The organism is Brevibacillus sedimenti (assembly GCF_020923495.1).
GTDB classification, from domain to species: Bacteria; Bacillota; Bacilli; order Brevibacillales; family Brevibacillaceae; genus Brevibacillus; species Brevibacillus aydinogluensis.
This window is the reverse complement of record NZ_CP064048.1, coordinates 1,005,041-1,030,538: the sequence shown is the minus strand read 5'-3', so window position 1 is coordinate 1,030,538 and position 25,498 is coordinate 1,005,041. Positions and strand designations below refer to the sequence as shown.

Sequence of the window (25,498 nt, the reverse complement as noted above, 5' to 3'; positions counted from 1 at the left end):
ACGGCCCGGATGATCGTGCCATCCGGGCCGTTTCTTTATCACATGCCTAGGGTTATTGTTTTTTACCCACCAGCACCGCGATATCGACGGTCACATAGGAAATGCCTGCATGAAGCGCCTTTTCCAGATTTTCTTCCGCCGTGCCCCAGGAGAGGGGCGTCATGTGAATCAGGTGCGTCAGGCTTGTTTGATCCAGCCGTTTGCCGCAGCGAATGTGAAAGGTCTGAACCAGGGGGAAGTGCGACCGGAAATGGCTGACCACATGGTCGTTGGAATAGGCATGCCGGTCTGTCTGCTCGTAGAACAGCGCTCGCAATTCCTGGAGGTAGTCGGGGCCGGGAACCACCTTGATCAGGAGACCGTCATCGCGAAGCATCCGGGTAAATTCCGTATAGTTGGACGGGGAGAGGATGTTCAGGATGACGTCGAACTGCTTGTCCGCGAAGGGACTACGCGCCAGATCGGCCACGCACCAGATCAGGCCGGGATACTCCTTCGCAGCGAGATGTATCCCGTCTTTGGAAAGATCCATGCCGACCCCCACGATCGCTCGTTCCGCCGTCATACCCAGGCTTGTTGTCAAACCAGCCAGGTGAGAGCCTTCCCCGCACCCGACCTCCAGTATGCGGAGGGTGCGGGTGTCTTTGGTTTCACGGCTGACGATGTCCCGGATCTGCTCGATTACTTCGTCAAAGAAACCGTTTCGGCACATCGCCTGTCTGGATTCGAACACTGCTTTGCCGTATTTCGACGGTCTTGCCGTTCGTGACAGCAAGTGAATATATCCGTGTTTGGAGAGGTCAAAGCAGTGACGGTTCGTACAGATCAAACTGTTGGACTCGTTCATATTCATGCCGGCGCTGCACAGGGGACACCTGAACATCTCACTGTGCTGCCGAAAGAGGCGGGCGGCCCGCTCGATTTTTTTCATGTGGTCCACCCCGCTTTAGGCACCCTCGGCCAGCGGTGCGGGTCCACATAATGTCGCATGGCATCATACGTGAGGGCCCACTGCGTTTCATTCAACGAGCAGATCGGCTCGTTCCGATCGATTCCCAGATTTCTCGTCAAACGCGTGATTTGGGGAACCGTGAATATGCCGCTCAAGGCCTCGCGCACGGGCATGTACGGAGAGCGCAGGGCATGCAGGGCCAGCCCCATAAAGCGGCGATGTTCCCCGATCGCCACAGGCGGCCTGCTTTTTCTGCTGATCAGCAAAATGGCCGCATTCACCCGAGGCGGAGGTGAAAAATGAACGGAAGAAACGGTTTGCACGAAGGTGATATCAAACCACATGCGCCAACCCAGAATCCGCGGGTTGGTGATCGGATCAGCCGTAAACCGGCGAGCCGCCCCGTATTCGACGATCGGCACGGCACGTTGGAACGGCATTGCCGGCTGATCCATCAGTTTTCCGAGAATGGGAGTCGTAATGGAAAAGGGGATGTTGGAAACCACCACGAACGGCTCCCTGGGCAGCGTACACTTCAGCACATCGTTTTCAATGATCCGTATATGGTCGGCTTCACCGCATTTCTTCCGCAGCTTTTCTGCGAATGCCGGGTCGTTCTCAATTGCCAGTACCCGCAACCCTTCCTGTGCCAGCGGCATCGTAATGGCACCGGTTCCGGCGCCAATGTCCAGCACAAGGGAGTGCGGCTTGGTTTCAGCGAGCTGGATCATGCGGCGAACCAGTCGTTTGCTGCAAATCAAATGTTGGCCGGAACTGTTGGGACCGTATTTGCCTGTCCCTTGCGTTCCTCGGCTCCCGTTTTTTTTGCGATATTCGGCTGTTTTTGGACACAAAAAAGCACCTCATTCATTCGTAATCGGGAATGAATAAAGGTACAGCACAAATAAACCCGACCCATTGTCAAATGTTGGCCGAGCCTACATGTTCTGTACCTTCCATTACCGAATCCGAATGAAATAGATGCCTGTGTAACGCAACATGTATGAGTGTCCTCCATCTTGGTTTTATCAGCCGCCAGGACAATTTGAATTATATCATTGCTTGAGTGTGCGGTTCAATCGTTGCCCGATTTTTCCGATACGGGCGGTCAGGGGGAAGCGCCACGGGAATCGCAACGCTCCCCGCATTTCGCCGGGCCTGGTCAGTTTTGGCTGTACCCGTTTGCCCGGAATTCAGCCCTGCGTAAAAACTGGACGGCCCGGTCAGGGAAGTCGGTAAAGACGCCGTCGACATCGGCAGTAAAGTAGAACAGGTCGAGCAGTTCTTCAAAGCTGGCCGCAAAGGCGGGGATTTGCCCGTCGTCCAGGCGGAACGTGTAGGGATGCACCTCCAGTCCGGCGGCGTGGGCTTCTTTGACCAGATTGGTGATGTTCAGGCGATCCCTCGTTGAATCTTCCCGGATGACCATCGGCCACCACGGCCCGACGCCGTCCGCGTACTCGGCGATCTTCTTCATTGCCCCTGGTTGAAACATCCAGTCGTAATCATAAGGGACGGCCTTGCCGTTTTGATAAACCATCGTTTCGTTCCAGTCGTTCACGGCCATCAACTGCACCAGCTTTACGTCCATCTGCAGCTTGGGGAGGAGCTCGTCGTGAATGCGCTTGGTTTCATTCGGGTCAAAACACTGCACGTAGACCTTGTCGTCGCGGCTGTCGTATCCGTACGATTTCAGCACCTTCAGCACGGCGAGACTGATGTCCTTGCCTTCATGCCGGTGGAACCACGGGGCTTTGATTTCCGGGTAAATACCGACGTTTCTGCCCGTGCTCTTGTTCAATCCCTGGATCAGCTCGATTTCTTCTTCCAGCGTACTGATCTGAAACGAGGATTTCCACATCGGAAAGCGCCCTTCGTAATTGGGAACCTGTGCACCGTTTTTGAGGTCGAAGCCTTCCGTCACACGCAGACGCTTGATTTCGTCCAGCGTAAAATCAATGACGTAATACCGTCCGTCCGCCCGCTTTCTGTCCGGATAGACCTCAGCCACGTTGGTCACCCTGTCCAGATAGTGGTCGTGCAGGATGACGAGCCTGTCATCCTTTGTCATGACGACGTCCTGTTCGATGTAATCAGCCCCCATGGCATATGCCATCGCCTTCGCTTCCAGCGTGTGCTCCGGCAGATAGCCGCTGGCGCCGCGATGGGCGATCACCAGCTTTTGTTCCTGGGCATGGCTGGTGCTGGTGTACCCCAGTCCGCAGCTCAACGTAAGAAGCAGCACGAGAGACGACAATACCTTTTTCATTCGCATTCCCCCTGTTTCAGTGTGTGTTGCCGGCAGCGGAGCATAAAAAAGATTCACATACTCCAACAAGCGTTTGACACGCAAGGGAATATTGTGAATCTCCGTCATCTCCGCCACAAATATTCAAAATATTTTGTTATTTAAAATATACAGGCGTAACCCCATGTTGTCAACCAGAAAATGCCAAGTCAGACTATTAACTTTTGTCAACAACTTAATGGACAAATGCCCACTTTCATTTTGTTGAGACCGGAATGTAAACGCTTTATATTTGTATTAGGAGTCGTACAATTAAATTTTGTCAACAATATAGAGAAAAAAGAAGGGGGATGCAGCAAGATGGAGAGCGGACTTCGCGTCTCTGTGCAGAAGTTTGGGCGTTTTTTAAGCGGCATGGTCATGCCCAACATTGGCGCGTTTATCGCCTGGGGCTTGATTACGGCGCTGTTTATTCCGACGGGCTGGCTGCCCAATGAACATATGGCCAAACTGGTTGGCCCGATGATTACCTATCTGCTGCCGCTGTTGATCGGTTACACGGGCGGCAAGATGATTCACGACGTGCGTGGTGGCGTCGTTGGTGCGGTCGCTACCATGGGTGTCGTCGTGGGTGCCGACATCCCGATGTTTCTGGGTGCCATGATCATGGGGCCGCTTGGCGGCTGGGTCATGAAAAAGCTGGACCAGTTGATCGAAGGGAAAGTGCGCTCCGGCTTTGAGATGCTGGTCAACAACTTCTCTGCCGGTATCGTCGGCGGGTTGTTGACGCTGCTGGCGTTCAACGCGATCGGGCCGGTCGTGGCCAGCTTGAGCAAAGCGCTTGCTTCCGGCGTACAAGCGATTGTGGATGCCGGACTGCTGCCCTTGGCCAGCATCCTGATCGAACCGGCCAAGATCCTGTTCCTGAACAACGCGATTAACCACGGCATTCTCAGCCCGATCGGACTGGATCAGGCGGCGAAGGCCGGACAGTCGATTTTCTTCCTGCTGGAGACCAACCCGGGACCGGGGCTTGGCATCCTGCTGGCCTACTGGCTGGTGGGCAGGGGCACGGCGAAACAATCGGCACCCGGTGCGGCGATCATCCACTTCCTGGGCGGCATTCACGAGATTTACTTCCCGTACATCCTGATGAATCCACGCCTGCTGCTGGCCGTCATCGGCGGCGGAATGACCGGAGTCTTTACCTTTACACTGTTAAATGCGGGCCTTGTGGCGCCGCCATCGCCGGGCAGCGTATTCGCCCTGAGCGCCATGGCACCCAAGGGCGGGCTGCTGCCGGTCCTGACCGGGGTCGTCGCGGCAACCGTCGTCTCCTTCCTCATCGCAGCGTTCCTGCTGAAAATGGGCGGGCAAGCTGAGAGTGAAGAAGAGCTGGAAAAAGCGACGGAAAAAATGCATCAGCTCAAAGGAAAAAAGCAAGAGGAAGCTCAAGCCGACACGGCGGTGGCGGAGAAAAAAGAAATCAAGAAGGTCGTCTTTTCCTGCGATGCCGGCATGGGTTCCAGCGCGATGGGGGCAGCGTCCCTGCGCAAGAAGTTCAAAGATGCAGGCATCGACATCACCGTCATCAATACGGCGATCAACGACATCCCGGACGACGCAGACATTGTCATCACGCACAAATCGCTGACGGAACGGGCCAAGTTGAAGGCACCAAATGCAGAACACATTTCCATCGACAACTTCCTGAACAGTCCGGAGTACGAGAAATTGGTCAAACGTTTAGGGTAAACGGAATCAACGCTAGTGCAAACTAGCGTTTTCCGGCTTTTTACAAAAGGGGATGGAACGATGAGTGTTTCCTCGAGACAACGGACGATCCTCGAGATGCTGCTGCAGGGCGGACCGGGGCTCACCGTGGGCGCGATCGCCGAGCGGATCGGGGTCAGCGCCCGGACGATCCACCGGGAACTGGACGCTCTGGAAGAGACGGTCCGCGAGCACGGCCTGCAGCTGGTGAGAAAGTCGGGGTTGGGCGTGGAGCTGCAAGGTTCGCCGGAGCAAAAGGAAGCGCTGCGCCTGGCGCTGTTTGACCTGACGACGACCGAGTACACCGCGGAAGAGCGGAAAGTGATCATTTTGTGCACGCTGCTGGAGGCGACAGAGCCGGTCAAGCTGATCTCGCTGGCGCTCGACCTGAAAGTGACGACGGCCACGATCAGTCATGACCTGGACGATCTGGAGGACGTGCTGGACAAATACGGTCTGTCGCTGGTGCGCAAGCGGGGCTATGGCGTGGAAATCCGAGGCTCCGAGTCGGCCAAGCGGCAGGCGATCAGCCGGCTGATCCTGGACCATTTGAATGAACACGAACTGATCGGGCTGATCAAGGAAAACATCCAGAACAAATCGCTGCGCGACATCGACTCCATCTCGGAGCGCCTGTTGGGGCTCGTCGACAAGGAAAAGCTGATCAAGGTGGAAAACGCCTTGAAGCGCCTGGATGACGACCTGCCGTACCCACTGGCGGACAGCGCCTACATCGGTCTGGTGATTCACCTCGCGCTCGCCGTCGAGCGGATCGAAAAGGGAGAGAACATCCACTTTGACGAACACACCTTGCACGAACTGCAGGGCACGCCGGAGTATGAGGCAGCGCAGAGAATCATGGAGCGGATGACGCACATCTTCCAGATGGACATTCCTGCCGCAGAAATCGGGTACATCACCATGCATCTGAGGGGAGCCAAACTGCGCAGCTCCCATGAGGACATCTACTGGCCGGGAAATGTGGAGCTGATGGCCAAGACACAGCGGTTTATCCGGCTCTGCGAAGATCGGCTCCAGATTCCTCTGCGGTATGACTCCTCCCTGTTTCACGGTCTGCTTACGCACATGGAGCCGGCGCTGTACCGGCTCAAGCGCCAGATGGAAATCCGCAATCCGATACTGGAGCAGATCCGGGACAATTACCCGGAATTGTTCCAGGTTGTCCGGGAGGCAGTCTCGAAGGTGTTTCCCGAGCTGCATGTGCCGGATGAAGAGATCGGCTACCTGGTGATGCACATTGGCGCGGCCGTGGAACGGACGTCACAGACGCATCGGCGCTATCGGGCGCTGGTCGTCTGCTCCAGCGGGATCGGCTCTTCCAAGATTCTGGCCACCCGGATCAAAAAAGAGATTCCGGAGATCGTCAGCCTGCAGAATCTTTCGTTGTTCGAGGTGGGGCGCATCCCCAAAAGCGAATATGACGTCATCATTTCCACCATCCCCTTGCCGATGGACCCAAGCGAGTACGTGGTGGTCAGCCCGCTGCTGCCAAAGGAGGACATCCAGAAGATCGCCTACCATCTGCACAACCTTAGTCGCTCGCGCGCATCGCGCGCCGCAGTGGCCGTTCGTGCGGACGGGGAAGGACCAAAGCAGCGCTTGAATGCGATGCACCAGTACGCCGGACATGCCGTTCAACTCCTCGACGGGTTTCAACTGCGGCGGCTGGAAGATCACAGCGATGACATCCGGGTGCTTCTGGATCAAATTTGCGGTGATTTGGTCCAGCTTGGCGTGATCCGGGAAGCCGAGCCGGTCGTCCGGCAGCTCCTGCAGCGGGAAAGACTGGGCGGTTTGGGCATTCCGGGCACGACGCTGGCGCTGTTTCACGGCAAATACGAACAGGTCGTCCGGCCGTCGTTTACCGTGCATGTGCTTCGCCAGCCGATCCTGCTGAAGTCGATGGACGAGCGGGAGATGCCGATCCATACCCTGCTGATGCTCCTGGGGCCAAGGGATGTGGCAAAAGAAGGGTTGGAAGTGCTGAGCGAGGTCAGCTCTCTTTTGATCGAGGACGAGATGATCGACGCGCTGGAAGCGGGCGACCGGCAGCGGATCGCCGACTGTCTGGCAGAAGGACTCTATCAGTTTTGTCGAAAAAAAACAGGAATGGAGAGAACGCAATCATGAGTATGGCAACCAAAGTAGTATCCAAAGAAAAAATCATGCTGAATGCAAAAGTGGCTGACAAGACGGAAGCCATCCGCCTGGCTGGCGAGCTGCTGGTGAAGGCGGGTCACGTCACGCCGGACTATGTGGACAAGATGCTCGAGCGGGAAGAGATTGTGACCACCTATATCGGAAGCGGCGTGGCCATCCCGCACGGCACCAACGAATCCAAAGAGTCCATTCGCTCGACCGGCATCTCCGTCGTGCAGATTCCGGACGGCGTCGATTTTGGGGAAGGAAACACGGCGTATCTGCTGATCGGGATTGCCGCAGTCGGTGACGAACACCTGGAACTTCTGTCCAACATCGCGGTAATTTGCTCCGACGAGGCCAATGTCAACCGTGTTGTTCACGCGAAAACGGCAGAAGAGATTATCACGCTGTTTGAAGAGGGGATGTAATCATGCTGGCTGTTCATTTTGGAGCGGGGAACATCGGAAGAGGCTTTATCGGTCAACTGCTGCACCAGGCTGGGTACGAGGTCTGCTTCATTGATGTCAATCAGGAGCTGGTCGATGAGATCAACAGCCGCAAAGCGTACTCGGTGCAACTGGCGATGGAAGGAACACCGGTTTCCGTCGTGGAAGGTGTCCGCGCCATTCACGGCCAGGATACGGAGGCTGTCGCCGAGGCGATCGCAAAGGCCGATCTGGTCACCACGGCTGTGGGGCCCAATGTGCTGCCCCATATCGCTCCTGTCATCGCGGCGGGCATTACCCGGCGGATCGCACAATCCGATCGGCCGCTGAACGTCATCGCGTGCGAAAACATGATCGGCGGCAGTGAGCAGCTGAAAACCCACGTGTTCGCAAAGCTGGATGAAATAACCCGGGAAAAGGCACAGGAGCTGGTCGGCTTCCCCAACGCTGCCGTCGACCGCATCGTGCCGCTGCAAAAACACGAAGACAAGCTGCTGGTGACAGTGGAGCCGTTTTTCGAATGGGCTGTCGATCAATCGCGCATCATCGGGGACATCCCGCAAATCGAAGGTGTCACGTATGTAAATGACTTGACCCCCTACATTGAGAGAAAGTTGTATACTGTAAATACGGGGCATGCAGTAATTGCCTATCTGGGCTATCAAATGGGGTATGCCGCCATTGATGAAGCGATTCGGGACGACGAGATTCTTCGCGCGACGCGGCAGGCCCTGCAGGAGACAGGAGCGCTTCTGGTCGCCAAACACGGCTTTGACAAGGGTCAGCATGAGGCGTACGTGGAAAAGATTCTTGGCCGTTTTGCCAACCCGTACATCACCGACCAGGTGACGCGCGTGGGACGTTCGCCCATTCGCAAACTGGCGCCGCAAGACCGGCTGGTTGGTCCGGCAATGCAGTGCTTCGATTACGGAATCGTGCCGGAGCACCTGGGGCTGGGGATCGCAGCCGCGCTGCTGTTTGATTTCCGGGAAGATCCCGAGGCGGTCCAATTGACGGAAGAGATCAAGCAGTTCGGACTGGAACACGTTCTCAAGACGTATACCGGCATTCGCGTGAATCACGCCCTCTTTTCCATCGTGATGAACCACGCCCGGGAGTTGCAGGCCAGAAGAAAGACAAACTAAGAGAGGAGGAGAGGGCAAGTGTCCAAAACAATTGTAGGCGTTGCCGCATCGTCCGGTGTGGCGATTGGCAAGGCGTTTGTGCTCACCAATCCCCACCTGCAAATCGAAACGGTCTCGATCGAGGACCCGTCGAGCGAAATCAAACGGTTGACGGATGCTCTGGAACAGGCGAAGGCAGAACTGCAGGAGATCAGCGAGCGCGCAGAAAGGGAAATGGGGCCGGACAAGGCGGCCATTTTCCAAGCCCATCTCCTGGTCCTGGAAGATCCAGAACTGGTGGAGACGGTGAAGGGAAAAATTGCTGCGGAAAAAGTAAATGCGGAGAGCGCGCTGCATGAGACGGCGCAGATGTTCATCGAGCTGTTTGAGCAGATGGACAACGAGTACATGAAAGAGCGGGCGGCGGATATTCGCGACGTGACCAAGCGAGTACTCAGCCATTTGCTGGGCGTAAAGTTTGCGGCGCCGAGCGATCTGGCGGAAGAGGTAATTATCGTGGCGGAGGACCTGACGCCGTCGGATACCGCCCAATTGGATCGCCGCTATGTCAAAGGCTTTGTCACGGACATCGGAGGCCGTACCTCCCACTCCGCCATCATGGCCCGCTCGTTGGAAATCCCTGCGGTGGTAGGGACGAAGGACGTAACCAAGGAAGCAGCAGCCGGGGTGACGATCATTCTGGACGGGCATGAAGGACTTGTCATCATCGACCCCACGCCGGAAGAGATCGAAACATACCGGAAGAAACAGGCTGAGTACGAGCGGCAAAAGAGCGAGCTGGCCAAACTGGTTCATACCGCTACCACCAGCCAGGACGGCGTTCACGTCGAGCTGGCCGCCAACATCGGCAGTGTGCAGGATCTGGCCGGTGCTCTGGAGAACGGAGCGGAAGGCGTCGGGCTGTTCCGCACGGAATTCCTCTACATGGGGCGGGATGATTTCCCGTCGGAGGACGAGCAGTTCCAGGCCTACAAGCAGGTGCTGGAGCAAATGGGTGAAAAGCCCGTCGTGATCCGCACCCTTGACATCGGCGGGGACAAGCATTTGTCCTACATGAACCTGCCGCAAGAGATGAACCCGTTCCTGGGATTCCGCGCCATTCGCCTCTGCCTGGAGCAGCAGGACCTGTTCCGGACACAGCTTCGCGCTCTGCTGCGGGCAAGCGCTTACGGCAATCTGAAAATCATGTTCCCGATGATTGCCACCCTGGAAGAGTTCCGGCAGGCCAAAGCGGTGCTGGAAGAAGAGAAACAAGCCCTGCTTGAAAAGGGCATCGCCGTATCGGAACAGCTGGAAGTGGGCATCATGATCGAGATTCCGGCGGCAGCGATGATCGCCGATCTGTTTGCCAAGGAAGTGGACTTTTTCAGCATCGGCACCAACGATCTGATTCAGTACACGATGGCGGCCGACCGGATGAACGAGCGCGTCTCCTACCTGTACCAGCCCTATCATCCCGCTGTGCTGCGCCTGATCCACCGCGTCATCCAGGCAGCTCATGCGGAAGGCAAGTGGGTCGGCATGTGCGGCGAAATGGCCGGCGATCCAGTGGCCATCCCGATTCTGCTGGGCATGGGACTGGACGAGTTCAGCATGAGCGCCGGCAGCATCCTGCCCGCACGCTATCAGATCAGCCGCTTGTCCAAGGAGGCAGCGGCGGCTTACACGGACACCATCTTGTCGATGAGCACGTCGCAAGAAGTGGAAGCATTTGTTCGCAAAACCTTTGCAGGAAACAGCATGTAAGGAAGGTGTACATTCATGATCGAAAAGAAAGTGGTCGTCGAGCTGCCGCACGGTCTGCACGCGAGACCGGCAGCCAATTTTGTGCGTCTGGCATCGTCCTTTGCCAGTGAGATCAAGATTGTCAAAAACGAAAAAACAGCCAACGGAAAAAGCATCATGGGCATTATGTCCATGGCGGTCGCCAAAGGCGAGGAAATTACGCTGATTGCCGACGGTGCCGACGAAGCGGAAGCTATCGCGGCTCTGGAGAAGGCGCTGAAGGAAGAGGCGTAACTGCATCTGCCGGTTACGGCCTAGCGAACACTCTGTCCGGTGAGGACAGGGTGTTCTTTTGTTGTCGTGGTGGGAGTAATTTCCTTGCCGCGACATATATGTTGGCAGGGTTTCATTTTGAAAGTTTTGTGATAAACTATCTTTTGTATTAACTTTTGATATATTCATATATTCAGGCTGTGGGGTGATTGGTCTAGTGTCGTTCCTTTTTGAATTATCAGAAAAAATGATTGCGGTAACAAACGATTTGCTCTGGTCCAAGATTTTGATCGCCTTGTTGATTGTGGTAGGCATCTATTTTACTTTACGTACAAAGTTTGTACAGTTCCGATTGGCGGGCGAAATGTTCCGTCTCCTCGGAGAAGGCGCAACGGACAAGAAAAAGGGGAGCATCTCGTCCTTTCAAGCATTCTGTATCAGCACCGCATCCCGGGTCGGGACCGGGAATCTCGCTGGTGTGGCCATGGCGATTTCCGTCGGCGGCCCCGGTGCGGTGTTCTGGATGTGGCTGATCGCCCTGATCGGTTCGGCGTCCGCCTTTGTGGAAAGCACGTTGGCGCAAATTTATAAAGTGAAAGATAAAGACGGCTTCCGCGGCGGCCCTGCCTACTACATGGAAAAAGGGCTGAAAAAGCGCTGGATGGGCATTCTGTTCGCCATACTGATCACGTTCTGCTTTGGTCTCGTCTTCAATGCCGTGCAGGCCAACACGATTTCGCAGGCGTTTCAGACGGCGTATGGCGTTCCTCCTGTCGTGATGGGGCTGATTCTGGCGGCCATTACGGGCTTCATCGTCTTTGGCGGTGTCAAGCGTGTGGCAAAAGTCGCCGAATTCCTCGTCCCGTTCATGGCGGGCGCGTACGTCCTGGTGGCGCTGTACGTGGTCGTGACCAACATCACCCAACTGCCGGGCGTTCTGCTCCTGATCGTCAAATCTGCGTTCGGCCTGGAACAGGTTGCCGGCGGCGGAATGGGCGCTGCGCTGATGCAGGGAATCAAGCGCGGTCTCTTCTCCAATGAGGCGGGGATGGGGAGCGCGGCCAATGCTGCGGCCACCGCTGATGTGACCCACCCGGCCAAACAAGGGCTGATTCAAGCGCTGGGCGTGTTTGTCGACACGCTGGTGGTTTGCAGCGCGACGGCGTTTATCGTGCTTCTGTCCGGCATGTACACGACAGAGGGGCTGGACGGCATCGCTCTGACGCAAGCGGCGCTCAGTACGCATGTGGGCGCATGGGCGAGTGTGTTTGTCGCTTTAATCGTATTCCTGTTTGCCTTCAGTTCGGTCATCGGCAACTACTATTACGGGGAGACCAACATCGAGTTCATCAAGACCGACAAAACCTGGTTGACACTCTACCGCCTGGCTGTGGTCGGCATGGTGATGTTTGGGGCCGTGGCGAAAATCAGCATCGTCTGGGATCTGGCCGACCTGTTTATGGCGTTCATGGCGCTGTTGAATCTCGTTGCGATCGCGTTGTTGGGAAAAGTCGCGTTCGCCGCATTGAACGATTATACGAAACAATTGAAGTCCGGTCAAAATCCGGTTTTCCGTGCCAGCAACATTCCTGGGCTGTCTGAGGTGGAATGCTGGCAGGAAGACAAGGCAAAGAACACGATGGCGTCGTAACAGCCGGATAAGTGAAAGAAAAAAGCGGGAGCAATCCCGCTTTTTTCGTGTTCATACAGCTTGTTTATTTACAGAAAAATAAATATATTTTAACTTTGTTGCTTTCTATTTACTCCAAAAAATGGTATGTGATAATTTAAGTGTAACCATTTTACAAAATTTATAAATTTATGGAGGGGATTGAAAATGAGAAAAAAATTGGTTAGTACTGTGTTTTTGTGTGCTGTCATGGCTACCGGTGCTGTATCTGCAGCAACTTCTTCTACGACGCTCAGCAACACTCAAGATGTTGCCACAGGAAGCCTAATTTACCAAGGAAGCGGTAATGGAAAACTTAAAGGAAATCTCACTAAAGGTTCAGATATGTACTCCAAAGCAAGAATGGTACACAAGATGTGGCCAGATGAGACAATAGCATCTCTTAAACTCACTTCTTCTGCACCGAGTAAAAGTATAAACGTAACTTTGTCTAGTGCAGATAATGCTTACTATGTGCAATTGGAGCAAATCAGTGGCGGCGCAGAAGGAAACGGAAGTTTGACAAACTAACAGTTACGGAAAAAAATGGAGGTATCTCTTTCATATAGAGATACCTCCATAGTTGTAAGAGGAAGGCGGTTGTGGGTGTGCGATTATTCACGGCAATAGTCCGGATGGAAGTAAGGCTTTTTTTGCGAGGATTCTGGTTGTGGGCTGTGATTGCAGCGTTACTGGCGTATCTTTCATTCGGATACCATGTTTTTTTTGAAAAGGATATGCTGGGGGCGGGACAGCTTCTCCAGGCATCCTCGTTTATCGTGATGGGATGTGCGCTGGTGGGAATGATTTCGGGGATCATCATGGCCCAGCGCGAACAGGCAGCCCGGTTTGAAGAGGTGCTGGAGGCATTGCCGGGCAATACGGTGCGCGCCTTTGGCAAAATGACAGCGTGGGCAATCATTGTGAGTATGGTCATGTGCATGGCGATTGCCTATGTGCTTGCTTTATACATCATGTCAGGCAGCCAGCTGATTTTGTATTGGAAGATGACGGTCAGCTACATGCTGCTTTATTGGGGGGTTACGTTACTGTCAGGAGGAATCCTGGGCTATGCCTTGGAAAGATTGATCGGCTCGTATTGGACATATCCGGTCGTATTTGTCATTTGGATCCTGACCAGCCCCTATAACACCTTATTGCTGCCCAGGCGCATTGCTCCTGTGTTTAATCAGGGAGAGCTTGATCCGAACGCGACGTATAATGACTTCCAGGGTCTTGCTGTCACCAGTGAAGCGTTTTTTCGGCATCTCCTATTGCTGCTGCTGGCCGGTGCGCTGTTTTTCCTGGCGGCCCTGTATCGTCGCTTACGGGAACTGCCGCATCTGGAAAAGCGGATCTATCAGGGAATGGCGGTGGTGCTGCTCATTTCCGGCTTGAGTGTGATCCCGCTTGCCAATCAACAGTCCATGCTAGATGTAGACAAGCTGTTTGAATTAAACGAAAAGGATTGGGATTTCTATAAAAATCAAAAGCGGCATCTGGATAGTCCGGCAGCGTTTCAGGTACAGAAATACAAGATCGCGCTTACTCATGATCAGGACAGGATTACATATGTTGCTGACGTGCTGCTTGACCTCTCTGATTATCGTCAGGAATGGATGGACTTTACCCTGTATCACGGCTTGCAGGTGAAGCGGGTGACGGCAGGCGGGCACGATGTGGAGTGGCGGCAGGCAGGAGACCAGGTCTTGGTACGTCAAAATCCCGCAGTACAATCGCTTGCGCTTACGTTTGAGATTAGCGGAAATACGGGATACAAAAATCCGATTGACCACCATACGTTTTATCTCAGTTCATCTTTCCCCTGGTATCCGATTCCCGGGAACTATACCATTGGGGAAATCAATCCTGAGCGGAACCTCCAGATGAAAAACCTGGAGCTTCCGTATGAAGTTCATTTTGAAGTGACCGTAACCGAAACCCAGCAAGTGTACAGCAACCTGCCGCAGAAGAAGCACAACCAGTTTGCAGGGACGGCACGGGGCGCAACCTTGGTGCTGGGAAGGATGCTGGAGACATATGCAGATGGGTATCGCATCGTGGGTCCTCCTGATTTGCTCATGCAGGCGCCGCGGGTGATTCCTGCCCTCAGAAAAGAGGTAGCGAAGATGAGTCACGCTCTGGGACAACAAGAGCCCGTCCTGCCCAAGCAGATTTTTCTGGTTCCCATTTCTTGGGAGGTAAATGTTCATGCTATGGAGGTCACATCGGATCAGCTGTTGTTGGATGCAAAAGCCTTTCGAGTATTTATTGACTCGCCAGAAGCGCACTTTGCCTCTGCACGAGAGGTCTTTCTAGCCTTTTTTTGGCACAATCAGTATCGGGAAGTGGATGGGATCGCCCCCATTTTTCTTGCTGCATTATATGACCACCTCCATTCAGTGGATAAAAAAAGGTCGCATCTGACCTGGATAGCCGAGCTCGATTACCCACCTGAATACAGCGAGATGGTGAAGGCGAAAGAACTGGCCAAACAATATATCCAGCTGGCTGAGAAGCAGCGGGATGAACTGATGGACAAGCTGCCTGACTGGTACGATGCGGTCACCAAAGGCAATGTCGGATTGGATCTGTTTCATGATTACCTAAAACATGCCAAAAAGTGAGGATGCTTTTTATGGGAACATTGGTGATTGACCAGGTAACGAAGTCTTTTCACAGACAAAAGGCGTTGCACAACGTTGAGCTGCAAATACCGCCCGGCTTGTTCGGCTTGTTGGGTCCCAACGGTGCAGGCAAGACAACGCTCATGCGGATTATCGCCACGATCTTGCAGCCGGATTCGGGAACGATCCAGTATAACGGGATCGACTGGCGGCATAATTCGCGGGAGGTTCGCCGCATTCTCGGATATCTGCCGCAGCACTTTGGGGCTTTTCGCAATATCAGTGCAATAGAGTGCCTGGACTACATCGGAATCCTGAAGGGGCTTGATGAGAAAACGGAGCGGAAACGGCAGATTGAAGCTGTGCTGGCTGATGTAAACCTGACCGAGCATGCCAAAAAGAAAGTAGGCACGTTATCCGGCGGGATGCTTAGAAGGTTGGGGATTGCCCAAGCACTCCTCGGGAACCCACAAATTGTCATGGTCGATGAGCCGACAGCAGGATTGGACCCGGAGGAGCGGATTCGGTTTCGCATGTTATTACGCAGGTGTGCGCAAAACAGAACCGTTATCTTATCGACGCACATATTGGAAGATATTCAGACTACCTGTGATGGTCTGGCAGTTCTGAAACAGGGGAATGCTCATCAATTTTCCGATATGCAGGACTTGGCTGCAAAGGCAAGAGGACGCGTATGGAAGCTGACTGTGAAAGCGGAAGACTACGATAAGTTTGCCAGTACGTATAAAATCATCTCCACGCTGGGGACGGCATCGGGGATGGACATTCGCCTGCTGTCCGATCAGCGCCCAAGCCAGGATGCCGAGCCGGTAGAGCCTACGGTAGAAGAGGGGTATCTGACTTGGATAAACACCTGAGAATGCCGACGTTGCGGTCAGATATACAGGGAATGGGATGGATGTTTGCCTTGCCGATTGTGGTCTTGTTCGTGGCTGCGCTCTACATCTACATCACAGATGCGGGATATGAGAAACCGCTGATCCTTACAGAAGTGAAACAGGCATTGGGGATTTTACCTCTTCCCCTCGTTTCGCTTTGGGTTATCGGCCTGTTTCGTGACCTCGTGAAGCCAAATAGCAAGGAATTGCTTTTATCCTTGCCGGTGAATGAACTCACCTTTGGTTTGCTGCGCGTGTTCAGGGTGCTCGCTCTCTATCTGTTGGTATTTTGGGTGCCCACCTCGTATCTGATGGCGCACACGCGGGAAACAATCACGGCGGCAGACATTTACTTGCCAATGGTGGCAATCTTGTTTCTGGTTTCGTTATCCTTTGCGCTGATCTTGTTGGTCAAAAGCGTGGAGGTATGCCTGACGATCATCGGCGTCTATTGTACCATGTCGTATATGATGAGAGGGGGAGGAATGGGCACTCTCTATGTGTTTCACTGGTCGCTTCCCAAACCATATGCCGCTTCTGCATCAGTGGCATGGACACTGGCGGTCGGCAGCATTTGTTTGCTGATCGTGGGACAATGGCTCCTGTACAGACGGGAATACTTGATGAAATGAGCATCTGATAATGTTCGGATTTTGGTTGTCTGACGACTGTGTTTGTACATGTTATTCGCCTGTTTTTCGTGAAACACGAATAAAATTAACCGAAGTGGTTGACATGATTAACATCGTGCGTTATTATGCAAAGTGTTGTCAAACCGCATACGCATACATTTCGCACGATTCGTATATCCTCAATAATAGGGTTTGGGGGTCTCTACAAGGAACCGTAAATTCCTGGCTACGAATGGGTGTCATTGACATACCCGTTCGTCGGTCAGGATTTTTTTGTGCAGCGGTTCTGCGAACGGGATTCTTCAAGGGATTGTCCGATACGGAGGAGGTTGCGATCATGAACAAATACGATGTCATCATCGTAGGGGCGGGCCCTGCGGGAATTTTCGCCAGCTATGAGTTCACACTGAAGGCGCCGGGCGCCAAAGTGCTGTTGATTGATAAAGGGCACGACATCTACTCCAGGCGTTGCCCGATCCTGGAGGAAAAGATCAAGCTGTGTCCGCCGCCGGCCGGTAAAAAGGAGTACGCCGGCTGTCTGCCCGCCTGCTCCATTACCAGCGGATTTGGCGGAGCGGGTGCATACAGCGACGGGAAATTCAACATTACCACCGAGTTTGGCGGCTGGATGACCGATTACCTCAGTCCGTCCCAGGTGCTGGAACTGATCAAGTACGTGGACCAGATCAACCTGAAGCACGGGGCGACGACGACGATCACCGACCCGACCACGGAGACGATCAAGAGCATCGAGCAGCGCGCGTACGCTGCCGGGTTGAAACTGCTGCGTGCGCAGGTGCGCCATCTGGGCACGGAACAAAACCTGCAGATTCTGCAGTCCATCTACGAGTACCTGAACGAGCGAATCGACATGATGTTCAAGACGGAAGTAGAGGATATCCTGACGGTGAAGGAAGAGGACGGGTATCGCGTCACCGGCGTGGTATTGAAGAACGGGGACGAGTATCACAGCGACCACGTGATCATCGGACCGGGGCGGGACGGTTCCGCCTGGCTGACCAGCATCCTGAAAAAACGCCGCCTGAAAATGTACAACAACCAGGTGGACGTGGGCGTGCGCGTTGAGACGTCCGATGTGGTGATGCGGGAGATCAACGAGCATCTGTACGAGGGAAAATTCATCTTCAACACGTCGGTGGGGACGCGGGTCCGCACGTTTTGCAGCAACCCGTCCGGCCACGTGGTGGTGGAAAACCACAGCGGGGTGATGGCGGCCAACGGCCACTCCTACAAGGATCCGGCGCTCGGCTCCAACAACACCAACTTTGCGCTGCTGGTGTCCCACAAGTTTACCGAGCCGTTTGACAAACCGAACGAGTACGCCCGCGAAATCTGCAAACGGGCCAACGATCTGTCCAACGGCGGCGTCATCGTGCAAAAGTACGGGGACATCCTGCGCGGCAGACGCTCCACGGAAACGCGCATCAAGGAAGGTTTTCTGGAGCCGACCTTGAAAGAGGCGGTGCCGGGCGACCTCGGTCTGGTCCTGCCGTACAACACGATGAAAAGCCTGATCGAAATGGTGGAAGCACTGGACAAGGTAACGCCGGGGATCGCGTCGGAACACACGCTGTTCTACGGGGTGGAGGCGAAGTTTTACTCGGCCCGTCCCAAGCTGACGGTCGAATTTGAGACGGAAATCAAGGGGCTGTTCTGCGGCGGCGACGGCGCGGGCATCACCCGCGGATTGGCCCAGGCCGGTGCGGCCGGCGTGTGGATGGCCCGCAATATCATAAAGCGGCTGTCGTAATCCGTCTGCTGCCTGAGCATCGCAGCGCATTGAGCCTGCCTCGACAAAAACGAGGCAGGCTCTGTTCATTGGGGCCCCGATCAACAGCGGCCGGGGTTTCTCAGAAAAAGGAGTACCTACCTTGCCGTTACCTGCTTTATAATGGCTGGTAGTACACACGTATCGGGAGAAGGGAGGGCTCTTTTACGGAACAGAATCCCTCAACCATGGGCGAACTGCTGGAAGCTGTTTTCGAGAATGCGTATGAAGCCATAGTTGTGACGGATCCAGACGGGAAGATCCTTCTCATGAACCGAAGTTATCGTGAGTTTTTGGGCGTGGACAACGTGGTCGGCCGCCACGTCACCGAGGTGATCGAGAACACGCGGATGCACATCGTGGCGCAGCAGGGCAAGCCTGAAATTGCGGAAATTCATCGAATAAAAGGACAAAACATGATTGCCACCCGCATTCCGATCATGAAGGACGGGAAGGTCATCGCCGCGCTGGGCACCGTGATGTTTCAGGACGTGCAGGAATTGTCGGGATTGGCTGCGGTGGTGGATCAGCTGCGGGACGAGCTGAGTTACTACAAACGGGAGCTGCAGCGGCGGCTGGGGGCGATTTACCACTTTGACGAGATCGTGGAGCGCAGCCCCCGGATGAAAGAGCTGAAAGCTTTTTGCCAGAAGGTGGCGAAGAGCGATTCCACCGTGTTGATCACCGGGGAGAGCGGAACGGGGAAAGAGCTGTTTGCCCACGCCATTCACGCGGGGAGCCGGCGGAAAATGGGGCCGTTTATCCGGGTCAACTGCGCCGCAATTCCCGATACGCTGCTGGAGTCCGAACTGTTTGGATACGAAGAGGGCGCGTTCACCGGGGCGGCGCGCAAAGGGAAAAAAGGAAAGTTTGAATTGGCCAACCACGGCACGATTTTGCTGGACGAGATTGGCGACATGCCGCTGCCGCTGCAGGCAAAATTGCTGCGTGTGCTCCAGGAAAAAGAAGTGGAGCGGGTAGGCGGGGTCCGGCCGATTCCCATCGATGTGCGGGTAATCGCCTGCACCAATCAGGATTTGCCCAGCCGCATTCGCGAGGGGGCATTCCGGGTGGACCTGTACTATCGGCTAAACGTGGTGTCCCTGAACATTCCGCCGCTGCGGGAACGGCTGGAGGATCTGCCGGAGCTCGTTTCCACCCTGCTCAAGCAGATCGTCGAGACAACCGGCGTCCACGTGCGGGAGATTGACGATGCGGTGTGGGACGTGCTGCGCAGCCACTCCTGGCCGGGAAACGTGCGGGAACTGCGCAATGTCCTGGAGCGGGCGGTCCATCTGATGGATGGGGACGTGCTGAAAAAGGAGCACATCTGGCTGCCCGGATCGGGAAAGCCTCTCCCTGTTTCACCGGTTCGTCCCTTGAAGGAGACGTTAATCGCGGCGGAAAGGGAGGCGATCATGCGGGCGATGGAGGCGGCTTCCGGAAACAAGCTGGAAGCAGCGAGACTCCTCGGGATCAGCAAGTCCAGCTTCTATCAAAAATGGGAGAAATACAACCGGGACAAATTGGTGTAAGCGGTCCGGACAACGGATACGCACATCTGACGCCCGGCGGAACGATAAGGCAAATTAAAAAGCAGAGGTCGGGAACGCCTGTTTTCCGACACCTCTGCTTTTTTCTTATTTCTTGATGGCTTGTCCCTTTTTGATGTACTCCTCCCCCCATGCGCACAACTGATCCAGGACAGGCTTCAATGTCCACCCGAATTCATTCAGTTCATAGACCACTTTCGGCGGAACCTGGTTGTACACAATGCGGTTGATGACGCCATCTTCCTCCAGTTCGCGGAGCTGCTGAGTCAGCATTTTTTGCGTGATGGCAGGCATGGCTTTTTTCAGTTCGCTCGTGCGCATCGGCCCATGGGTCAAATGGCAGAGAATCACCGTTTTCCACTTGCCGCCGATGACTTCCAATGTCGCTTCTACCGGAATGTTGTACGTTTTTTCCGCCTTTTTCATGCGCTATCACCTCTCCTTGTATCAGCTCAGTTACAATTTGTTGCTTATATTACTGAAAGGTGCCTATAGCACTAAACAGTAACAATGGCACAAAAAAGTACGTACTTTCTATGCTGTCCTATATGTTACATAATACGATATGTCGTTGTCGATAAGAAATCCTGACAACAGACAGGAGGGATGACTCCGGGTTCACTGTTTGTCAGCGTAATACCTATTTTTCCTATCGACATACAATTATTTAAGTTCAAGGAGGTTGCCATTTATGGCTGTACTCAATCATTCTCACGCCAATGGCAACGGGACAAAGCACCATGGTTTCTTTGCCCTGCTTGCGCTGGCAATCAGCGCCTTTGCCATTGGGACAACAGAATTTATCAGCGTGGGCTTGCTTCCATCCATCTCGGAGGATATGCACGTTTCCGTCACCACCGCTGGGCTCACCGTTTCTCTCTATGCCCTGGGAGTGGCGTTTGGCGCCCCGATATTGACGTCCCTGACCTCAGCGATGTCCAGAAAGACGCTGCTGATGTGGATCATGATTGTATTTGTAATCGGGAACAGTATCGCCGCCACTGCCACGAGCTTTGAGATTCTGCTCCTCGCCCGAGTCATTTGCTCCTTTTCCCACGGGGTGTTTATGTCCATCGGTTCAACGATTGCGGCTGATCTGGTGCCGGAGGATCGGCGGGCGAGCGCCATCGCGTTCATGTTCACCGGCCTGACGGTGGCCATGGTGACAGGTGTGCCGTTTGGAACCTTTATCGGGCAAACGTTTGGCTGGCGCTATTCCTTTGCGGGGATTGCCGCGATTGGCCTGCTTGCACTGGTGGCCAACACCATTTTGGTTCCGGCGCGTCTTCGTCAGGGTGCACCCACCACATTCGCGGATCAATGGAAACTGATTACAAACGGCCGCTTGCTTCTTGTCTTCATTATCACGGCGTTGGGTTATGGCGGGACGTTTGTCGTCTTTACGTATCTCTCTGTGATTCTGCAGGAGATTACGGGATTTCAAGCCGGCACGGTAAGCATCATCCTGCTTGTCTACGGGGGCGCGATCGCAATCGGCAACATCATAGGCGGCAAAGCATCCAATCGCAATCCCATCCGATCGCTGTTCTACATGTTTATTATCCAGGCGATTGTGCTGCTGCTGCTGCTGCTGTTTACCGCACCGTACATGGGGGTGGGACTTGTCACGATCATTTTGATGGGACTGTTTGCCTTCATGAACGTTCCGGGACTGCAGTTGTACGTGGTCCAGCTGGCTGAGAAGTACGTGCCGTCTGCAGTTGATGTGGCTTCTGCTATTAATATTGCCGCATTCAATGCCGGCATTGCGATCGGGTCTTACCTGGGTGGCATCGTCACCGATTCACTGGGGCTCCTCCATACTTCTTGGGTAGGTGCCTTGATGGTGGCGGGAGCCGTGGTTCTCTCCCGGTGGAGCATGGTTCTGGAGCGAAGCAGCCGCGTTGATTCCATCGCATGAGAAACGTATGAGAAAGGAGGTGGTGCACTTGGGTATGACGGCATTGAAGAAAATGATTCCGTCGCGGCGCATGACATTTGGCGTTGAGCTTCCCCTGGATACCGACTGGTCACCGGCGGGACTCAAACAAGCGGAACAAGAGGGACGTCCCTTCGGTGTTCCGAACATGGAGCGTCATGCGGAGTATGCCCGATTGGTGGATCGGCTTGGCTTTACATCGATGTGGCTGCGGGATGTGCCCATTTTTGATCCCCATCGTTTTGGCGATGCCGCTCAATTGTTTGACCCCTTTGCGTATTTGGGATATCTCGCTGCCATTACGAATGAGGTCATCCTGGCCACGGGGGCGATTGTGCTCCCGCTGCGCCATCCGTATCATGTCGCCAAAGCCGCTGCCACTGTTGACCAGCTGTCCGGAGGGCGTTTCGTGATGGGGATTGCTACCGGAGACCGCCCGGTGGAGTTTCCGCTGTTCGGGGTGGAAGCTGAGCGGAAAGGGGAAATCTTCCGCCAAAGCGTCCGCATGATCAGGCATGCGTGGAACCGGGATCAGATGTTGGTAGACAACGAGCTCGATCTGCTCCCCAAGCCGGTTCAAGCAACGATCCCGCTCGTCATGGCGGGGCGGGGGACGCAAACACTGGACTGGATCGTTCAGCATCTGGATGCGTGGTTCAACTATCCCCGAGGAATCGCAGCGACTGAACAGCAGATGGCCGAGTGGATCAAAGCGCATGAGGACCATGGCATAACAGAGCGGAAACCGTATATTTCCGCGTATCATCTGGATCTCCACGAGGATCCGGACCACCCGGCAGAGCCGTTTAAGTTCGGGGCCACGATTGGCAGAAACGAACTCATTCGCCATTTGCAAAAGCTTGAGGAGATTGGGGTTGCGCACATCGCGTTTCATTTTCGCCACTCGCAGCGCCCGATTCCGGAAGTCCTGCACGAGTTGGCCGAATACGTACTGCCAGCGTTTCAGCAGCAAACAGCAAAATGAGGAGGAAGAATCATGGAAAAAAGACGATTGGGAGACAGTGAACTGTTTACGTCGGTGATTGGATTTGGCGCCTGGGCCGCTGGAAAAACAGGGTGGGGCGATGTTGAGGAACGGTCGATCGTGGAAGCGATCCAGACCGCGTACGATCTGGGCGTGAACTTCTTTGACACGGCACCTTTCTATGGATACGGTGAATCGGAACGCATCCTGGGAAAAACGCTCAAACCGGTGCGCGACAAGGTCATCATCGCCACGAAGTTTGGTCTTGTCTGGGATGACAAGGGCGGTTTGGTGAAGGATGTCAGCCGCAAAAACATCCTGCGCGAGATTGATGAAAGCCTGAAAAACCTGGACACCGACTACATTGACCTGTATCAGGTGCACTGGCCGGATGACAGGACACCGATCCAGGAAACGATGGAAACGCTGAACGAACTGGTCCAAAGCGGCAAAGTACGTTACATCGGCGTATCCAACTTCTCTATGGAACAAATGGAGGAAGCCCGCAAATACGCTCATGTCGTTTCGCTACAGTCCCAATACAACCTGCTCCAGCGCAGCGTGGAGAAAGCCGAGTATCCGTACGTGGAGCGTGTCGGCATGGGATTCATTCCGTACAGCCCCCTGGCGCAAGGGCTGCTGACAGGGAAGTTCACCAAAGAAACGAAGATTTCCGAACAAGATGTACGGCGTCAGTTTAATCCGCTGTTCAAAGACGGTGAATTTGAAGCAAACGTGGAGAAAGTGGAGAAAATGCGCGCCGTCGCAGATCGTTATGGCAAGCCGCTGGCGCAAGTCGCCGTCAACTGGCTGCTGGCTAAGCCGGCTGTAGCCACGGTCATTACCGGTGCCAAAAACAAGGAGCAGGTGATTGAGAACGTGAAAGCGGCAGAATGGAAGCTGCTTCCTGAAGATGTCGAGGCATTGGCTGGCATGACCAAGTAACGATTCGCAAAAAAATAACGAGAACTGCTTGTGCGAAATGGCTTCTGTGTCCTGCAGAAGCCATTTCGTGTAGTCGCAGAAAACGCAGATGTTGATGCCATCACACTTCCGCCGGGATTGCGTTGTATTTTTTCGAAAGGGCGTTTTCCAAAAATATGGACGACACTTTCCGAAATTTCGGAATGATCCCGCCAATACGAGTGTGTCGGTCACGACCGCGGAACACGTAGAATCCTGCTTGCGACAAGTTTTTGCAAAAAGTTCGACAGTTTGGCACAATCCCTGCATTAATGATGAAAGCGATTTCATCCATTTGTCTTGGGAGGAGTGCGAAACGTGAGCGTATGTGAATCGATTGAACAGGCCCTGGCTGGCATCACAGACGGGGCGACCATCATGGTGGGCGGTTTTGGCCTGGTCGGCATCCCGGAACATTTGATCATGGGCCTGTACGAAAAAGGGGTGAAGAATCTCACCGTCATCTCGAACAACTGCGGCGTGGATGACTGGGGTCTGGGGATTCTCCTGCGGAACAGGCAGATCAAAAAAATGATTTCGTCCTATGTGGGAGAAAACAAGGAGTTTGAGAGGCAGTTTTTGTCCGGAGAGCTGGAAGTGGAACTGGTTCCCCAAGGGACGCTGGCGGAGCGAATTCGCGCAGGGGGCGCCGGCATTCCGGCCTTTTACACCCCGGCTGGCGTCGGCACCCCCATCCAGGAGGGCAAGGAAGTCCGCACGTTCAACGGCAAGGAATACGTGCTGGAAACGGGGCTTCGGGCTGATTTTGCCCTGGTGAAAGCCTGGAAGGGAGATACGCTGGGCAATCTCATCTACAACAAGACAGCCCGCAACTTCAATCCGATCATGGCCGCTGCCGGGGCGATCACCATCGCCGAGGTGGAAGAGTTGGTGGACGTGGGCCAACTGGACCCGGACGCCGTTCATACCCCCAGCATTTACGTGCAGCGGATCATTCGCTGTGAGAACTATCAGAAACGCATCGAAAAACGTACGGTGAGAAGCTAGGAGGGAGCTGTCCTGATGTTAACGCGAGAACAGATTGCCAAAAGGGCCGCGCAGGAAATTGAAAACGGTTTCTACGTCAACCTGGGAATCGGGATTCCCACACTGGTCGCCAACTACATTCCGGCGGACAAACAGGTCGTGCTGCAGTCAGAAAACGGGCTGCTCGGAATCGGACCGTATCCGACGGAAGACGAGGTGGACCCGGACTGCATCAACGCCGGCAAGGAGACGATCACGATGATTCCCGGCGCTTGTCTGTTTGACAGCGCGGAATCGTTCGCGATGATTCGCGGCGGCCACATCGACGTCGCCATCCTGGGCGCGATGGAAGTCTCCGAGCGGGGGGACCTGGCCAACTGGATGATCCCGGGCAAGATGGTCAAGGGAATGGGCGGCGCCATGGACCTGGTGCATGGAGCCAAGAAGATCGTCGTGATCATGGAGCATGTAAACAAGTACGGCGAGCCGAAAATCCTGAAAAACTGCCGCCTGCCGCTGACCGGCAAAGAGGTGGTTCACCGCATCATTACGGATCGTGCCGTCCTTGACGTCACGCCGCAGGGGTTGGAACTGGTAGAGGTAGTTGAAGGCTATTCCCCGGCTGATATTCAAGCGCGTACCGAGCCTGAGCTGATTGTCTCCCCCAATCTGCGCGTCCTGTCATCCGCTGCGTTGTAACGTAGCGGACGGGACTCGGCGTTTGGGTGAG

22 protein-coding genes and 1 riboswitch are annotated in these 25,498 nt (G+C 54.6%); of the genes, 18 read left to right on the top strand and 4 right to left on the bottom strand.

Going from position 1 to position 25,498, the window contains the following annotated elements:
- Window positions 1-52 precede the first annotated feature (52 nt).
- The 3 genes from IRT44_RS04830 to glpQ form a co-directional block, all read right to left on the bottom strand.
- Complete coding sequence (locus IRT44_RS04830; RefSeq protein ID WP_230077549.1) at window positions 53-931, bottom strand: putative RNA methyltransferase; 879 nt, start codon at window positions 929-931, stop codon at window positions 53-55.
- Window positions 928-1,806 carry a 23S ribosomal RNA methyltransferase Erm gene (locus IRT44_RS04825; protein WP_230077548.1) on the bottom strand — a complete coding sequence of 293 codons (879 nt, stop codon included), beginning with the start codon at window positions 1,804-1,806 and terminating at the stop codon, window positions 928-930. The genes IRT44_RS04830 and IRT44_RS04825 overlap by 4 nt, the downstream gene beginning before the upstream one ends.
- Before the next feature lie 308 nt (window positions 1,807-2,114).
- Window positions 2,115-3,221: a glycerophosphodiester phosphodiesterase gene (glpQ, locus tag IRT44_RS04820; RefSeq protein ID WP_171563973.1), complete on the bottom strand. Its 1,107-nt coding sequence runs from the start codon at window positions 3,219-3,221 to the stop codon at window positions 2,115-2,117.
- Between the two features lie 339 nt (window positions 3,222-3,560).
- On the opposite strand from glpQ, the gene IRT44_RS04815 reads away from it, so the two are divergent.
- The 13 genes from IRT44_RS04815 (at window position 3,561) to IRT44_RS04755 (ending at window position 19,876) form a co-directional block, all read left to right on the top strand.
- The gene (locus tag IRT44_RS04815) at window positions 3,561-4,955 is read left to right on the top strand and encodes a PTS mannitol transporter subunit IIBC (RefSeq protein ID WP_171563974.1); all 1,395 of its coding nucleotides are present in this window, start codon (window positions 3,561-3,563) and stop codon (window positions 4,953-4,955) included.
- A 60-nt stretch (window positions 4,956-5,015) separates the two neighbouring features.
- A complete protein-coding gene (locus tag IRT44_RS04810) occupies window positions 5,016-7,124 on the top strand; it encodes a BglG family transcription antiterminator (RefSeq protein ID WP_230077547.1) in 2,109 nt (702 codons plus the stop codon).
- Between the two features lie 2 nt (window positions 7,125-7,126).
- On the top strand, window positions 7,127-7,564 hold the full coding sequence (locus tag IRT44_RS04805; protein ID WP_171564192.1) for a PTS mannitol transporter subunit IIA: 438 nt from the start codon (window positions 7,127-7,129) through the stop codon (window positions 7,562-7,564).
- Window positions 7,565-7,566: 2 nt separating this feature from the next.
- Window positions 7,567-8,727 (top strand): mannitol-1-phosphate 5-dehydrogenase, encoded by a 1,161-nt coding sequence (locus IRT44_RS04800; protein WP_230077546.1) that lies wholly within the window; start codon window positions 7,567-7,569, stop codon window positions 8,725-8,727.
- 18 nt (window positions 8,728-8,745) lie between these two features.
- A complete protein-coding gene (gene ptsP / locus IRT44_RS04795) occupies window positions 8,746-10,473 on the top strand; it encodes a phosphoenolpyruvate--protein phosphotransferase (RefSeq protein ID WP_230077545.1) in 1,728 nt (575 codons plus the stop codon).
- 15 nt (window positions 10,474-10,488) lie between these two features.
- Window positions 10,489-10,746 carry an HPr family phosphocarrier protein gene (locus tag IRT44_RS04790; RefSeq protein WP_171563978.1) on the top strand — a complete coding sequence of 86 codons (258 nt, stop codon included), beginning with the start codon at window positions 10,489-10,491 and terminating at the stop codon, window positions 10,744-10,746.
- A 226-nt stretch (window positions 10,747-10,972) separates the two neighbouring features.
- Window positions 10,973-12,376 (top strand): alanine/glycine:cation symporter family protein, encoded by a 1,404-nt coding sequence (locus tag IRT44_RS04785; RefSeq protein WP_171564193.1) that lies wholly within the window; start codon window positions 10,973-10,975, stop codon window positions 12,374-12,376.
- A 186-nt stretch (window positions 12,377-12,562) separates the two neighbouring features.
- Window positions 12,563-12,925, top strand: coding sequence for a hypothetical protein (locus IRT44_RS04780; protein WP_230077544.1), 363 nt, complete (start codon window positions 12,563-12,565; stop codon window positions 12,923-12,925).
- A 71-nt stretch (window positions 12,926-12,996) separates the two neighbouring features.
- The gene (locus IRT44_RS04775) at window positions 12,997-15,021 is read left to right on the top strand and encodes a hypothetical protein (RefSeq protein ID WP_230077543.1); all 2,025 of its coding nucleotides are present in this window, start codon (window positions 12,997-12,999) and stop codon (window positions 15,019-15,021) included.
- An 11-nt stretch (window positions 15,022-15,032) separates the two neighbouring features.
- Window positions 15,033-15,899, top strand: coding sequence for an ABC transporter ATP-binding protein (locus tag IRT44_RS04770; protein WP_230077542.1), 867 nt, complete (start codon window positions 15,033-15,035; stop codon window positions 15,897-15,899).
- Window positions 15,884-16,552: a hypothetical protein gene (locus tag IRT44_RS04765; protein WP_230077541.1), complete on the top strand. Its 669-nt coding sequence runs from the start codon at window positions 15,884-15,886 to the stop codon at window positions 16,550-16,552. The genes IRT44_RS04770 and IRT44_RS04765 overlap by 16 nt, the downstream gene beginning before the upstream one ends.
- Before the next feature lie 149 nt (window positions 16,553-16,701).
- Window positions 16,702-16,801, top strand: a riboswitch (purine riboswitch).
- Between the two features lie 88 nt (window positions 16,802-16,889).
- A complete protein-coding gene (locus IRT44_RS04760; protein WP_171563983.1) occupies window positions 16,890-18,323 on the top strand; it encodes an NAD(P)/FAD-dependent oxidoreductase in 1,434 nt (477 codons plus the stop codon).
- Window positions 18,324-18,529: 206 nt separating this feature from the next.
- Window positions 18,530-19,876 (top strand): sigma-54 interaction domain-containing protein, encoded by a 1,347-nt coding sequence (locus IRT44_RS04755; RefSeq protein WP_212133137.1) that lies wholly within the window; start codon window positions 18,530-18,532, stop codon window positions 19,874-19,876.
- Between the two features lie 105 nt (window positions 19,877-19,981).
- Here IRT44_RS04755 and IRT44_RS04750 read toward each other — a convergent pair whose 3' ends face one another.
- Window positions 19,982-20,320, bottom strand: a complete 339-nt coding sequence (locus tag IRT44_RS04750) for a winged helix-turn-helix transcriptional regulator (RefSeq protein WP_171563985.1) — start codon at window positions 20,318-20,320, stop codon at window positions 19,982-19,984.
- A gap of 265 nt (window positions 20,321-20,585) precedes the next feature.
- Between IRT44_RS04750 and IRT44_RS04745 the strand changes: the two genes are divergently transcribed.
- From IRT44_RS04745 to IRT44_RS04725, 5 genes are all read left to right on the top strand, one after another.
- Complete coding sequence (locus tag IRT44_RS04745; RefSeq protein ID WP_230077540.1) at window positions 20,586-21,815, top strand: MFS transporter; 1,230 nt, start codon at window positions 20,586-20,588, stop codon at window positions 21,813-21,815.
- A 34-nt stretch (window positions 21,816-21,849) separates the two neighbouring features.
- Entirely contained in the window at window positions 21,850-22,818 is a 969-nt protein-coding gene (locus IRT44_RS04740) for a TIGR03571 family LLM class oxidoreductase (protein ID WP_230077857.1), read from the top strand.
- 12 nt (window positions 22,819-22,830) lie between these two features.
- Window positions 22,831-23,763, top strand: coding sequence for an aldo/keto reductase (locus IRT44_RS04735; protein WP_171563987.1), 933 nt, complete (start codon window positions 22,831-22,833; stop codon window positions 23,761-23,763).
- Between the two features lie 336 nt (window positions 23,764-24,099).
- Complete coding sequence (locus IRT44_RS04730) at window positions 24,100-24,789, top strand: CoA transferase subunit A (protein WP_171563988.1); 690 nt, start codon at window positions 24,100-24,102, stop codon at window positions 24,787-24,789.
- A 12-nt stretch (window positions 24,790-24,801) separates the two neighbouring features.
- Complete coding sequence (locus tag IRT44_RS04725) at window positions 24,802-25,467, top strand: CoA transferase subunit B (RefSeq protein ID WP_304415507.1); 666 nt, start codon at window positions 24,802-24,804, stop codon at window positions 25,465-25,467.
- The last annotated feature ends 31 nt before the right edge of the window (window positions 25,468-25,498 follow it).

What these genes read in the sequence shown, in the direction of transcription:
- IRT44_RS04830 (WP_230077549.1), bottom strand. Translation starts at nt 931, where the DNA reads ATGAAAAAAATCGAGCGGGCCGCCCGCCTCTTTCGGCAGCACAGTGAG.
- glpQ (WP_171563973.1), bottom strand. Translation starts at nt 3,221, where the DNA reads ATGAAAAAGGTATTGTCGTCTCTCGTGCTGCTTCTTACGTTGAGCTGC.
- IRT44_RS04815 (WP_171563974.1), top strand. Translation starts at nt 3,561, where the DNA reads ATGGAGAGCGGACTTCGCGTCTCTGTGCAGAAGTTTGGGCGTTTTTTA.
- IRT44_RS04810 (WP_230077547.1), top strand. Translation starts at nt 5,016, where the DNA reads ATGAGTGTTTCCTCGAGACAACGGACGATCCTCGAGATGCTGCTGCAG.
- IRT44_RS04805 (WP_171564192.1), top strand. Translation starts at nt 7,127, where the DNA reads ATGGCAACCAAAGTAGTATCCAAAGAAAAAATCATGCTGAATGCAAAA.
- IRT44_RS04800 (WP_230077546.1), top strand. Translation starts at nt 7,567, where the DNA reads ATGCTGGCTGTTCATTTTGGAGCGGGGAACATCGGAAGAGGCTTTATC.
- IRT44_RS04790 (WP_171563978.1), top strand. Translation starts at nt 10,489, where the DNA reads ATGATCGAAAAGAAAGTGGTCGTCGAGCTGCCGCACGGTCTGCACGCG.
- IRT44_RS04785 (WP_171564193.1), top strand. Translation starts at nt 10,973, where the DNA reads ATGATTGCGGTAACAAACGATTTGCTCTGGTCCAAGATTTTGATCGCC.
- IRT44_RS04780 (WP_230077544.1), top strand. Translation starts at nt 12,563, where the DNA reads ATGAGAAAAAAATTGGTTAGTACTGTGTTTTTGTGTGCTGTCATGGCT.
- IRT44_RS04770 (WP_230077542.1), top strand. Translation starts at nt 15,033, where the DNA reads ATGGGAACATTGGTGATTGACCAGGTAACGAAGTCTTTTCACAGACAA.
- IRT44_RS04760 (WP_171563983.1), top strand. Translation starts at nt 16,890, where the DNA reads ATGAACAAATACGATGTCATCATCGTAGGGGCGGGCCCTGCGGGAATT.
- IRT44_RS04755 (WP_212133137.1), top strand. Translation starts at nt 18,530, where the DNA reads ATGGGCGAACTGCTGGAAGCTGTTTTCGAGAATGCGTATGAAGCCATA.
- IRT44_RS04750 (WP_171563985.1), bottom strand. Translation starts at nt 20,320, where the DNA reads ATGAAAAAGGCGGAAAAAACGTACAACATTCCGGTAGAAGCGACATTG.
- IRT44_RS04745 (WP_230077540.1), top strand. Translation starts at nt 20,586, where the DNA reads ATGGCTGTACTCAATCATTCTCACGCCAATGGCAACGGGACAAAGCAC.
- IRT44_RS04740 (WP_230077857.1), top strand. Translation starts at nt 21,850, where the DNA reads ATGACGGCATTGAAGAAAATGATTCCGTCGCGGCGCATGACATTTGGC.
- IRT44_RS04735 (WP_171563987.1), top strand. Translation starts at nt 22,831, where the DNA reads ATGGAAAAAAGACGATTGGGAGACAGTGAACTGTTTACGTCGGTGATT.